The organism is Candidatus Hydrogenedentota bacterium (genome assembly GCA_012523015.1).
Lineage (GTDB): Bacteria > Hydrogenedentota > Hydrogenedentia > Hydrogenedentales > CAITNO01 > JAAYBJ01.
On record JAAYJI010000183.1, the window covers coordinates 1 to 12,423 of the forward strand.

Genomic DNA, 12,423 nt, shown 5'->3' on the forward strand with positions numbered 1-12,423 from the left:
CTCTAGCGTCTTCACGGAAAATATCTTGACGTGGATGGGGGGCGCCTGTTTTATCGTGAGGAGGGGAGCGGGGAGCCTGTGATTCTCATTCACGGCTACGGGATTAATGGGGATTTAAATTGGCGGCATTCCGGCGTGGCCCGTGCGCTGCGCAAAGCAGGTTATCGTGTAATCCTGCCCGATGTGCGCGGACATGGCCGCAGTGCCAAGCCCCACGATGCGGAACAATATGGTGCCGAATTGCTCGAGGATGTGATCCGCCTTCTAGATCATCTCGCGATCGAAAAAGCCCATATAGTCGGCTATTCCATGGGCGGATTCATCGTCATTAAACTGTCACAAACCTTTCCAAACCGTATGCTTAGCGCCGTGGCGTGTGCTTCCGGTTTTGAGCGCCCGGAAGGAGATCGTTTGGAGGTGTTACTGCAGCTTATTGAGACCCTTGACGAATCACAAAGCTACAAGCCCTTACTGCTTTTTCTGGAGCCCGGTGCGCCGAGAAAATGGAAAATAGGTTTCGTAAACTTTTTTATGAGGTGGATGAATGATACCAAAGCATTGTGCGCGTTGATGAAATCTTTTCGCGATTTGGCGGTGACCGAAGATGAATTGCGCAACAACCAAGTGCCCATGCTGTCCATTGTCGGCTCCCGCGATCCTTTGGGCAGAGGTGTCGAAGAAATGTTGGAGATGATGCCCCGTTACGAAGCAGTTTATGTTGACGGGGGCGATCATTTGACAACCATGTTCAGCCAACAATTTAAAGAGGCACTGATTTCCTTTCTCGGAAAAAGGGTCGGCGGGGTTGTGGATACCTGAAGGCGCGCGGAGCACAGGAGGGGGGTACCTCTGAACACCATCTACGGATAACACAAAAATTGTAATTCCGCTTCATTTAATTTAAAATAGGGATTGCTGAGAAGTTTCGTTTTTCTGTGTTTTGCAACTACGATTGGATGTAATCATGCGTGTTTTCCTTTGGTGTATGCTTTTTGTGCTTTGCGGGGTGGTACCGCTCACAGCTTCCGAATCGGAGGAGAATGCCTGTTTTTCGCTGTCCCGCTCTTTGCCTGAGGAAGGCTATGTACCCGGCAAAGCTGTATCGATTGTCGTTACCGTAGCGCAACACTGCGACCGGGTTCCCAGTGCCATAGGTTTTTCCGAAACCATCTCTGAAAACTGGGAATTTGTTCAGATGAAAATGCTCCTCGGCGCCGCGCCGGCAGTCTTTCCCCTTGCTGGAAAAACAGAAAAGTTAGAGTTTGCTTGGATCACGCCTCCGCAGTTTCCGATTAAACTTGAATATACCTTAAAAGCGCGCGTCGATTCACCTGCAGATCTTGTCATAACGGGGCTTGTCCTTTTTCGCTTTGACGGTCCTGAGTTTCGCTCTGAAAGCGTAGAAACAACCCTTTCAGTCCGTGACCCTGCCCCTGCTGTGGAAGGTGAAATCTTCGGGGAAGGTGAAGATAATCCGCCTCACGAGGAAGGAGAAACAGAACCGGCACCCAATGAGATTGAAGCTGCGTCGGGCTGCTGTGCCGCCGAGCCTCAAAAAGGGGGCGCTCTGCCCTCGTCTTTAGGGGATTGCGGCTTACTGGGTCTGGCTTTTCTAAGCCTTTTATGCCTGAAAAAACGATGCTAAACGTTTTCATTGTCTACTAGATAGATAAGATTTGTCGGGATATTGATTTCTGCGTATTTATCTGGTATACTTATAGCATTAGTATGACGATTAGAATGCTTTATTTTCCTTTTCTTTTCAGGATTTTGGATACAGGGCCGTGGGAACCACTTTGACACCGACAAAACGCTCCAAAGAGTTTGAAGCTTCTATATTAGCGCATATTAATTTGCTCTATGCGGTAGCACTGCGTTCGACCCGTAATCCAACCGATGAGTAAGATTTAACGGAAAACGCGGTTGTAAAAGCCCTTCGTTTTCACGATAAATTTAAGGAAGGCACGTATATTAAAGCGTGGCTTCTGACCATATTGCGTAATACCTTTATAAATGAGTATCGCAGACGGTCGAGACATCCTATTGAAGTGGAATTATCCGGTCTTGAAGCGGCTCCCGAGACAATCATCGGATCAGATGGCTCACCCATGAACAATCAACGCCGTCGCGCGGATTTATTGGAACTGGTCGACGATCCGGTTCGCAAAGCGATCGAAGAATTGCCCTACGATTTTCGCGAAGCTGTGATAATGGCTGATCTGGAAGACATGTCTTATAAGGAGATTGCCGATAAGATGCAGTGTCCCTTAGGCACGGTGATGTCACGGCTCTTCCGTGGCAGAAAATTGTTGCGGGACGCTTTGGGCGATTATGCCCGCAGCCAGGGCGTTGTAAGCAGTTAGCGTTCGGCTTTCCTCCCTGCTTTTTCAGATTCTGATAGGCCATGAGGGATAGAGGAATCTTTTCAACTTTTTTTTCAATAGCAACAACCACAGGAGAAGAACACAATGGCAAAGTATAATATCGGCTTGCTTCCCGGTGATGGTACCGGTCCGGAAGTGCTTGATGAGGGAATGAAAGTAATGCGCGCCGCCGCGGCAAAATACGGCGTTGATTTTGAAACCGTTAATTTTGATTTTGGCGGCGAGCGCTACCTGAAAACGGGCGAAGTACTTCCTGATTCCGCTATCGATGAACTGCGTCAATGCGACGCGCTGTATCTGGGAGCCATTGGCCATCCTGATGTAGCGCCCGGCATCCTTGAAAAAGGGATTCTGCTGCGCATCCGTTTCGAGCTGGATCAATACATCAATTTGCGGCCCGTTAAGCTGTATCCCGGTGTGGACACGCCGATCAAAGACAAAGGCCCAAAAGACATTGATTTCGTGGTTATCCGTGAAAACTCTGCTGATGTGTATACGGGCGTCGGTGGTGTGCAGCGCAAAGGAACGCCTTATGAAGTTGCCATTCAGAATATGATCTACACCCGTAATGAAGTAGATCGCTGCCTGCGTTATGCTTTTGAATGCACGCGTAAACGCAACAAAACGAATACGCTGACCCTGTGCGGAAAAACCAATGTACTGACCTACGTCTACGATCTCTGGGAACGCGCCTTCCATGAAATGGGCGAAGCTGAATATCCTGACATCAAACGTGATTATGCCCATATTGACGCGATTACCATGTGGATGGTGAAGAATCCGGAATGGTTCGATGTCATTGTTACCGGTAATATGTTCGGTGATATTATTACTGACCTTGGCGCGATGGTGCAGGGCGGTATGGGCATTGCTGCCGGCGGCAACATCAACCCCGTAGGCGTGTCCATGTTTGAGCCCATCGGCGGCAGTGCGCCGAAATATACGGGCATGAACGTGATCAATCCTCTGGCCGCTATTTTCTCCGGTCAAATGTTGCTGGAACATCTTGGAGAAACGAAAGCTGCAGCGGCGATCGAACAAGCCTGTATTGATTTTCTGACCTCCGGCACGCTGAAGGGCCTGTCTGTGAAAGATATCAAAGAAGCCAATATGACAACGACGAAAATTGGCGACTGGATTGCCGACCGAGCGGCACAACTCTAAACCTAATGGACGACGGGGTTCCGGAAGATCAATAAGGTCTTTCGGAACCCACCTTATACCCACCATGACTGTAAGTCAAAGCTTGACCATACGCGAACAATTGGAAGAGCGCGAATATCATCTTCTCGCGCCCTGGGCTGCCCGCGTAAAAGAAAGCCGGGGACGTGCGCGCCGGGAAGACGAAGATCCCTACCGCACCGCCTTTCAGCGCGATCGTGACCGCATCCTTCATACGAAGGCCTTTCGTCGGCTCAAACGTAAAACCCAAGTCTTTCTTGCCCCAGAAGACGATCATTACCGTACCCGCCTCACCCACACCCTTGAAGTATCGCAAATAGCGCGCACCATTGCCCGATCGCTGCGATTGAATGAAGATCTTGTGGAAGCCATTGCGCTGGGTCATGATCTGGGGCATACGCCCTTTGGTCATGCCGGCGAAAGCGTACTCAATGAAGTCTACCCGCCCGGATTCAAGCATTATGAACAAAGCCTCCGTGTTGTGGACATTCTCGAGAGCCGGAGCAGCGGTCAAGGATTGAATTTGACCCATGAGGTTCGCGAAGGTATCTTGAATCATTCGATGGGTAAATCGCTGCTCTACGGAGAAGAAACACCGCCCATGACCAAAGAGAGTTTGGTCGTGAGCATAGCGGACGCCATCGCTTATATTAACCATGACGTTGATGACGCCTTGCGTGCGCGGGTCATTACAGAAGCGCAATTACCCGATTGCGTGGAAGAGGTGCTGGGCAGCTCCCAGTCCGAAAGAATCGGGTCCATGGTTACGGGCGTTATTCAAGGCTCCGATCAGGGGGACATTGGTATTCTCTCCTCTATCAGAGAGGCGACCGCTGTACTGCGCGATTTTCTTTATCAAGAATTGTATCCTTGCGAGGCCATATCGCGGGAGATTGTCAAGGCGCAGCGTATGCTAAAGGAATTGTATTTCTATCTCCTTGAGCACCCCACGCAGCCGAGCGAACAAGACCGATCGGAAGATAGCTTGGAGCGTCGGACGGTCGACACCGTAGCGGGCATGACCGATGAATATGCCATGCGCCTCCATCAGCAGCTATTCCTGCCGCGCCATTGGGTCTAGGCGATTTACTGCCATCGCGCTTTTAAGGAATGGGTAAGTTATCCAAAGGCATGGGACCATCCACGTAAAAGCCTTCTCCATAGGTTTTGCCGATCCGTGCGCCCCAGTAGGCAGCCCGTGCTTCGTTGCCCGTCCAAAATCCTTTCGATGCGATATAGGTGGTGGGCCCTACATAATCAGGGTTATACAGCTGGAATTCATAAGCACGTAGCGATTCAAGTTTTTGAGCGAAGCCTTCGGTCACATCCACAACCACTGAGGGCATGGTCTCGTGTTCAAGATAGGGATAAAAAAAGTAGAGTTGCCTCGCCCGATGGGCATCTTGTCCCGTCTCAATTTTGGTGAGACCTGCGAGAAAATTGGCATTACGCGCTAATTCATGGACTGCGCTATGATCGGGGTGTCGGTCGGGTGCCATTAAAGTCACAATACATTTGGGTCGTGTCTGACGGATGTAGGGGATGAGGACGCGCTGGAACTCGGGTGTGTTTTCCAAGCCGCCGTCGGGTAACCCCACATTGGAACGCCAACAGATGCCCAATATTTTGGCAGCACGAGCCGCTTCGCGATCCCGTTGGTTGGCATCGCCGCGGCTGCCCAGCTCACCGCGGGTCAGGTCTAGTATGCCGACCTTTTTCCCTTGTCCCGACAACTTAGCGAGCAACGCGCCACAGCCCAATTCCACATCGTCGGGATGGGCGCCAATTGCCAGTACATCCAGTTCCGGTTCTGTATAGTTCACCATAGGATCTCCTGTACATCGCTGCGGGTCCAGTCCAATTCGTCCATTAGCCGCTCCATAAAATACCAGCCTTCTTTCAAGAGAAAGGTGAATATGGTGAGTACCCGTTCTTGAGGGGCGTCTAGCGGTAAGAAGAAATTGGCTAGCTCCATCAGTTGTGTTTCTGCAAGGTTGCGCTTTTCCTGATCTGCATAGTGCAGCGCAGTTTCCAATTTGTCTAAGCGGTGCTTCGTATGGGTGATGAATGCACGGAGTGCCTTTTCAACGTGTTGGGTTGGTGTATCCCCCCTTAGTGTATCGGCGAATGTCCTCAATGTTTTTTCAAGTGCCGGACGCTCTTCTTCAAATCGCTGTTGCGTGTCGGTAACTCCCATTCTTGTTAATACATGACGTAAGGCATGGGCACGTCTGCCGCGGCTTAATTCTGCCACGTCGAGACTCCATGCCTCGAGCCGTTCTTTGGTTTTTGCCGTGATGATACGGCCTTGGATGCGCGGGTAAACGATAGGCATGGGCAATTCAAAGGCGGCAAAGAGGGGGGCGAGCTGTGCCCAGTAGGCAATTTCTCCGGGGCCCGCAATATAGGCTTCGGGCTGAAACAGCTGTTGTTGTACAAGGGGGCGCAGCGCCACGTTGGGCGAAAATTTCTCCGGGGCATCGGTGAGCAGTTGGTGCATGGCGCGAAGGGAAAAGGGGCGGCGATTACCGGCGACGAGGAAATTGCCGTCGATAAAGCGCACTCTTTTGCGTCGACCCACTTCCTCAATGAAAAAATTAACTACTTGCTCATCCCGGTGGATAGGAACAGCAAAGCCTAGGGCAGCGAGTGCTTCACCACTTTGAATCAACAAACGTGTGGATTCGAGGGGCGCGTCAATCTCTCGGTAGAGTACGGGCGCGGCAAGCTGTCGTGCCGTTTCCAAACCGGGGTCAAAAAGATATAAATTCGTATTTTGGAATAACCGTGCCATAAGCCGCGAGAACCAATCGGCGATGGTAGAACTTTGGTCAAGGGAGCTGTGAAGAAAGTGTAGCACTTCCTCACCTGCCATGCTCCCTTGGCATTGTTGCGCCGCTTGATCAATCAAGGCATGGGTTTCTTGGGATAAGGGCGCGGCATGCATGGCGAGATCAGGGGTAGATCGGATGTCGGGACAGGAGAGGGACAGAATCTCTTTCTTTTTGTTGAGAAAGTGCGCCGTCTGAATCTCTTCAAAATCATGGTCATCACCGGCAGTCCAAAAGAGGGGGATACATGGCGTCTCAGCTGTCGATACATGCCGCGCTCCTTGTATTGCCGTGATCGCCTTGTAAATCGTATATAAGGGGCCTGTAAAGTAGCCCGGTTGTTGTCCGGTCACAATAAAGGCTTCGGAGCCGGTGAGCGGACTTTTCTCTGTGCCCAAGTCCTTTTGGAATCGGTTGATGTGTTGCGCCAATGCGGGCGACACCTTTCCGGGCCGCGCCTTTCTATTCTGCAATGTTTCGGGAGGGGCGGCAAACCGGGAGAGGATTTCAGCGTGTCCTTGGGAATAAGCCTCTTGGATCGTAGTCACGTATCCCCCTTTACACCGCAAAGAATCATCCTCGGACTGGTGGGATCAAAGACGCTTCCGTCGTAATCGCCCAAGCACGCTTGAATCCGAAAGCCTACGGTTTTCAGATTAGCGTGCATTTCTTCCAAACTGTAGAGACGTACCGACTCCTCGGTCTTTTTAATGCAGGTGCCTTCATGATAAATAAAAACCTGCTTATTGACGCGCCGCGTTTTATGATCGATCCACCGTTCTTCGCGGATCTGATAGGGGGGGGCTTCCCGTTGTGATAGGGGAACGAGTGTTGCTTCCACAACCTGCGGATTGAGATAGTCCATAAAAAAACGGCCGCCTGTTTTCAGGACACGGCTCATTTCACCGAGGGTCTTATGGTTATCCGCTTCTTCGAAGAAATAGCCAAAGCTGGTAAAGAAATTGAAAAGGACATCAAAGGCGGTTGTAAAGGGGAGTTCCCGCATATCAGTACGGACGAGGCGCGTCCGTCCATGCAGTTGCTTTTTCGCTACGCGAAGCAGATCTTTGGAGTAATCGGCTCCGGTCAGGGTTGCGCCCGAGTCTTGTAAAGCGACCAGATGCCTGCCTGTTCCGCAACAGAGATCCAAGACTTTGTCTGCGTCGGTCAGCCCCACGTGTCCACGTGCAAAGTGAACTTCTTTCGCCGCTGCTTCCAGCGTGCGGTGCGCATAGATCACCGGATATAAAGGACCGAAAGCCTCTATATACCAGTCTTTGGAAATCGCCGTATCATCTTTCTCGTTAGAGTAGTTCATCGTTTTTAATATGACTGATTCGCGTTGCACGCTCAGAGTAGGAGCGTGTTTAAACGCTTCAAATCGACGTGTTCATTCTATTACGTCAAGTTCTTCCAGTCGTGGAAGGCATCATAAATAGCACGGACTGATTTCTCCAAATCTTCAGAAATCACGCCTATGAGGATATTCATTTCGGAAGAGCCTTGATTGATGATGCGAATATTAACCCCGGCTTGAGCAAGAGCTTGGGTCAAACGGGCTGCTACGCCCACGTGATTATTCATTCCTTTGCCGACAGTGGCAATAATCGCCAGATCCGTGGTAAGGCTGAGTTCATCGGGCTCCAACTGTCGCGTGATTTCTTCCAAGATGGCCTCTTGCTTTCCCTTGATTTCACTATCACGCATAATGACCGATATGGTATCAATGCCGGAGGGCATGTGTTCCCAGCTAATATTCATGCCTTCCAAAATAGACAAGAGCTTTCTGCCGAAACCCTGTTCTTTGTTCATGAGCGTTTTATCAATGTTGAACATAGAAAAGCCGGCTTTCCCGGCAATACCGCAAACGGGATTGGATGTTTCGCGATTGGCGACAATCATGGTTCCCGGCTCATTGGGGGTGCGGCTGTTCAGGATGTTGATGGGGATACCCGGTTCACGTACGGGGAAAATAGCCTCATCGTGGAGCACGGTCGCGCCCATATAGGAGAGTTCCCGCAATTCACGGTAGGTAATTTCTTCAATGCGTTTGGCATTGGGAACGATTCGCGGATCAGCCATACAAAAGCCGGGCACATCTGTCCAATTCTCATACAAGCTTGAGTGTGACGCGCGCGCCACAATAGCGCCGGTAATATCGCTTCCGCCCCGTGAGAAGGTTTTGATGGTTCCGTCTTTTTTGCGCCCGTAGAAGCCGGGTATGACAAAGAGACCGTCACCCTTCAAGCTTTCGCCCAGTGCCTCGTAACTGCGGGGATCTAATTCGCCGCTTTCCTTAAAGAAGATGCAGTCTGCAGGATCTATAAAGGTTGCGTCCAACAGTTCGGCGATGAGCCGGCCATTCAGGTATTCTCCGCGGGACGCCATATAGTCGGAATCGTTGTTTTCGCCGGCTTGTGCGGCAATCTCTTTTAATGCGGCGCTCACATCGAAGCGAAGGTTCAGCGCCTGTGCGAGTTCACTGAACCTGGTCTCAATAATGCGCCATGGTTCAGAGGGATCTAAGCCATGTTGTGCCATATGATGCCATGCGTAGAGCAGATCGGTAATCTTTTTGTCGTCGGGAGTTCGTTTACCCGGAGCCGATGGGACGATAAAGCGTCGTGCCGGATTGGCTTTAATAATGGCAATGGCATTTTTTATACACGAGGCATCGGCCAAAGACGTGCCTCCGAATTTACAGGTCACTCGATCCATAGATTCCTCCAAAGTTAATCGTGCAAGAGCTGCACAAACAGGGCAAACCGTGTATTAAGACAACCATCCCATGATAAAGCGTTCAAGATCGTTATAGGTCACATAAAGCATGAGCGCAATTAAGAGGATGATGCCCACCTGCTGCATCCGTTCGAGAAATTTTTCATTGACCGGTTTGCCGCGCAGCGCTTCAATACCGTTAACGAGTACTTGACCGCCATCCAGCACGGGCAGCGGCAGAAGGTTCAATATAAACAGGTTGATGCTGATGAAAGCAGTGATCTTCATGAGCCAGTCCAGCCCGGCTTGTGCTGCACGGGTGGTCACTTCAAAGATCATGAGCGGTCCGCCCAGTTCTTTCGGGCTCACCGTCCGCCGCACGAGTCCCACAATGGTCATGATCGTACGATCAACAGCAAGATAGCTTTGATAAAAGGCGTGTTGCACAATTTTTGTGGGCGGAATTCGTTGCAGCACCAACTGAGGACGGAGCGAAACGCCGATAGCACGGACGGGATCGATAGGCACCGTCACGGTGAAAATCTTCTCATCCTGAACCATGCCGAACATTTTCGCAGGTCGCTTTACGGTTAAAGCGATACTTTCGCCGGGATGGGATGTTTCCATTTCGTGAAAGGTTTCTGCGGAACAAGGTTCCCCGTTTACTTCCAAAATCGTATCGCCCGGTTTGAGATCAAAAGCTTCTGATTGCTCTGCGGCGGCGCTGACTACACCCCAAAGATCGTCGGTATTCAAGGCGCCGAATTTTAAACCGCGTACCCGGCCGATGGTGTGGGGCATGACGGCAATGTTTTTCTGTTTACCGTCCCGTTCGACGGTGATCGAAACGGAACTGCCTTCGTCGCGATCTTCAATATAAGAGATAAATCCGGTCAGGCTGACGGGGATGTCGTCAATCTCTCGGATAATGTCGCCTTCTTGAAATCCCGCGGCGGCGGCGGGGGAGTCGTCCAGTATATACCCGATCAGCGCTGTTTCAAAAGGTCCTACGCCAAAACGGGGATGCCGCGTATCGTCCAGGATTTTCGGGGTTACGTAAGAAAGGTATTGTGTCGTAACGCCGTCTTCATCGCTCCGTTCGAGCAAAATGGTATGTGATTTTTCGTCGCCGCCCAAGACAGCTTCCACAGCAAGATCGGTCATATTGCTGATGCTGCGTCCGTCGACCTTGACAATTTTGTCTCCCACTTGCCATCCCACCGCTACTGCTTCATCACCGGCGGGGCCGTCTGTTTGCGCGTCATACAAATATAAAGGCGCTTCGAGAACAGGCGCGTTCGTTTCAATATCGCCGACCCGCGCTTCCACTTCCCATTCGGGAACCATGCTGCCCACAAGCCCGACAATGGCATAGAGCAGTACGGCGAGCAAAAGATTCATGGTAGGTCCTGCGAGCAATACACAGACCCTTTGGAGGACGGGTTTATTTTTGAACCACCGTTCTTCAGGCACATTACCGTATTGTTCTTCCCGTTCCTCGTCGCTGAGCGGCACGTCTTCTTGCCCTGCCATCATGACGAAACCGCCGATGGGCAAGGCTCCCACGCAATAATCGGTTTCTCCCCATTGAAATCCAAAGAGGCGGGGCGGCATACCGATGCTGAAACGTTTTACATAAATACCGAAAGCTTTAGCGGCGAGAAAATGCCCCAATTCATGAAAGAATATGAGCAAGCTCAAAACAGCAAAAAATACAATTAAATTTATTATCATCCGCTTTTTCCCATCATTGTAATTATAGTTTGTGCGCGCTTGCGCGATTCTGCGTCCGCTTCAAGTACTGCTTCCAGCGTGTAATCGTCGGAAGGCATACACTCGTCTAAAGTGCGGGACACTACTTTTGCAATATCAGTAAATGCAAGCTGACCGGCATAAAATCGATCGACTGCAATTTCATTTGCGGCATTTAATATGGCCGGCGCAGTGCCGCCCGCCTCTGCTGCAGCGCGCGCCAATGCCAGACACGGAAAGCGTGTGCAATCGGGCGTGCTAAAACTCAATTCTGAAAGATCGGTGAGTTTCAAGCGCAGTTGCGGAGCAGGCAGCCGTTCCGGATAGCTTAGCGCCAGGGCGATGGGGATACGCATATCCGTTACCCCCAGCTGGCCAAGGATACTGCCATCCACAAATTCTACCATACTGTGTATGATACTCTGCGGATATATAACCACTTCAATCTGTTCGGATGTTAATCCAAACAACCACAGCGCCTCAATAATTTCCAAACCTTTGTTCATAAGGGTAGCGGAATCAACACAAATTTTAGCGCCCATGTCCCATGTGGGATGGCGGCGCGTATCCTTCGGTGTAATGGTACGCAGCTCTTCGGGGGAATAGCCGTAAAAGGGCCCGCCCGACGCGGTAAGGTGAACACAGCGCAGGGCAGATTTGTTGTGCCCATGAAGACATTGGAAAATCGCGCTGTGCTCGCTGTCCACGGGCAATAAAGGTACCTCATGGCGCGCCGCTTCCTCAACGATATAGCGTCCTGCCATGACCAAAGGTTCTTTATTGGCGATGGCGATAGGGTTGCGTGCGCGGATGGCGGCAAGCAGAGGATGGAGCCCCACCGCCCCGACGAGTGCGCAGACTACGGTGTCTGCGGGTCGGGCAGCGGCTTCTTCGAGTCCGTCTTTCCCGGAAAGGATGATGCAGTCGCTCACTTCTTGGCGCAGCATCTCGGCGGCGTCCTCATCGTAAACAGCGGCCGCCTGCGGTCGGAATTCTCGGATTTGCTCGCGCAATAATGCTATATTGCGTTTGGCAGCAAGAGCCGTGACTTTAAAGCGATCTGCATTATTGCGGATAACTTCAAGAGTACTCTTGCCAATACTGCCGGTAGAGCCCAGTATGGAAACATGTTTTACCATGGATGGCGGAGCATACCTCAGGTTGACCGTTTTGAAAGGTCGTTGTTGTCGTGCAGAAACAGCTTCTCAAAGCTTTCGGTACGTTTTTGGTGTCGTTCGGTGATCAGCGCTTTAATTTCGGAAGCAGTTCTCGTTTGGAGCACCTGCTCAGCCAAGGCATGGGCTTTCACAGATGATATCTGCGATATTTCCGCACGTATGGGCGGAATAGCGAAAGGAGCCATGCTCAGCGTTTTAATACCGAGACCGATCAATAATTCTGTATAGAGCGGGTCACCCGCCATTTCCCCGCAAATGCTGCATTCGATGCCGGCAGCTTTCGCCGCGCTGCATACAGCGTGGATCATGCGCAGTACGGCGGGATGAGCGGGTTCATATAAATGAGCAATCTTTTCATTGACCCGATCCACAGCAAGC

At 51.1% G+C, this 12,423-nt stretch carries 11 protein-coding genes and 1 pseudogene; 5 read left to right on the forward strand and 7 right to left on the reverse strand.

The window, feature by feature from the left end:
• Positions 1-78 precede the first annotated feature (78 nt).
• The 5 genes and pseudogenes from GX117_08140 to GX117_08160 all read left to right on the forward strand — a co-directional run bounded on the left by GX117_08140 (position 79) and on the right by GX117_08160 (position 4,647).
• Complete coding sequence (locus GX117_08140) at positions 79-819, forward strand: alpha/beta hydrolase (GenBank protein NLO33309.1); 741 nt, start codon at positions 79-81, stop codon at positions 817-819.
• A gap of 145 nt (positions 820-964) precedes the next feature.
• Complete coding sequence (locus tag GX117_08145; GenBank protein ID NLO33310.1) at positions 965-1,645, forward strand: hypothetical protein; 681 nt, start codon at positions 965-967, stop codon at positions 1,643-1,645.
• Positions 1,646-1,910: 265 nt separating this feature from the next.
• Positions 1,911-2,363 (forward strand): annotated as a pseudogene (locus GX117_08150) (sigma-70 family RNA polymerase sigma factor).
• Positions 2,364-2,468: 105 nt separating this feature from the next.
• Complete coding sequence (locus GX117_08155; GenBank protein NLO33311.1) at positions 2,469-3,548, forward strand: 3-isopropylmalate dehydrogenase; 1,080 nt, start codon at positions 2,469-2,471, stop codon at positions 3,546-3,548.
• Between the two features lie 82 nt (positions 3,549-3,630).
• On the forward strand, positions 3,631-4,647 hold the full coding sequence (locus GX117_08160) for a deoxyguanosinetriphosphate triphosphohydrolase (GenBank protein ID NLO33312.1): 1,017 nt from the start codon (positions 3,631-3,633) through the stop codon (positions 4,645-4,647).
• A gap of 22 nt (positions 4,648-4,669) precedes the next feature.
• On the opposite strand, the gene bshB1 is transcribed toward GX117_08160, so the two are convergent.
• The 7 genes from bshB1 to GX117_08195 form a co-directional block, all read right to left on the reverse strand.
• A complete protein-coding gene (gene bshB1 / locus GX117_08165) occupies positions 4,670-5,392 on the reverse strand; it encodes a bacillithiol biosynthesis deacetylase BshB1 (GenBank protein ID NLO33313.1) in 723 nt (240 codons plus the stop codon).
• Positions 5,386-6,945: a bacillithiol biosynthesis cysteine-adding enzyme BshC gene (gene bshC, locus GX117_08170; GenBank protein NLO33314.1), complete on the reverse strand. Its 1,560-nt coding sequence runs from the start codon at positions 6,943-6,945 to the stop codon at positions 5,386-5,388. The genes bshB1 and bshC overlap by 7 nt, the downstream gene beginning before the upstream one ends.
• Positions 6,942-7,715, reverse strand: a complete 774-nt coding sequence (locus tag GX117_08175) for a class I SAM-dependent methyltransferase (protein ID NLO33315.1) — start codon at positions 7,713-7,715, stop codon at positions 6,942-6,944. The genes bshC and GX117_08175 overlap by 4 nt, the downstream gene beginning before the upstream one ends.
• Before the next feature lie 80 nt (positions 7,716-7,795).
• The gene (locus GX117_08180; protein ID NLO33316.1) at positions 7,796-9,115 is read right to left on the reverse strand and encodes an aspartate kinase; all 1,320 of its coding nucleotides are present in this window, start codon (positions 9,113-9,115) and stop codon (positions 7,796-7,798) included.
• Positions 9,116-9,169: 54 nt separating this feature from the next.
• Entirely contained in the window at positions 9,170-10,849 is a 1,680-nt protein-coding gene (locus tag GX117_08185) for a PDZ domain-containing protein (protein ID NLO33317.1), read from the reverse strand.
• The gene (locus GX117_08190; protein ID NLO33318.1) at positions 10,846-12,006 is read right to left on the reverse strand and encodes a 1-deoxy-D-xylulose-5-phosphate reductoisomerase; all 1,161 of its coding nucleotides are present in this window, start codon (positions 12,004-12,006) and stop codon (positions 10,846-10,848) included. Before GX117_08190 ends, GX117_08185 begins: the two co-directional genes overlap by 4 nt.
• 17 nt (positions 12,007-12,023) lie before the next feature.
• The coding region (locus GX117_08195) for a hypothetical protein (protein NLO33319.1) at positions 12,024-12,423 on the reverse strand (400 nt) is incomplete at its 5' end.

Excerpts from the sequence above, each read along its gene's own strand:
- GX117_08145 (NLO33310.1), top strand. The coding sequence starts at position 965 with ATGCGTGTTTTCCTTTGGTGTATGCTTTTTGTGCTTTGCGGGGTGGTA.
- GX117_08155 (NLO33311.1), top strand. The coding sequence starts at position 2,469 with ATGGCAAAGTATAATATCGGCTTGCTTCCCGGTGATGGTACCGGTCCG.
- bshB1 (NLO33313.1), bottom strand. The coding sequence starts at position 5,392 with ATGGTGAACTATACAGAACCGGAACTGGATGTACTGGCAATTGGCGCC.
- GX117_08175 (NLO33315.1), bottom strand. The coding sequence starts at position 7,715 with ATGAACTACTCTAACGAGAAAGATGATACGGCGATTTCCAAAGACTGG.
- GX117_08180 (NLO33316.1), bottom strand. The coding sequence starts at position 9,115 with ATGGATCGAGTGACCTGTAAATTCGGAGGCACGTCTTTGGCCGATGCC.
- GX117_08185 (NLO33317.1), bottom strand. The coding sequence starts at position 10,849 with ATGATAATAAATTTAATTGTATTTTTTGCTGTTTTGAGCTTGCTCATA.
- GX117_08190 (NLO33318.1), bottom strand. The coding sequence starts at position 12,006 with ATGGTAAAACATGTTTCCATACTGGGCTCTACCGGCAGTATTGGCAAG.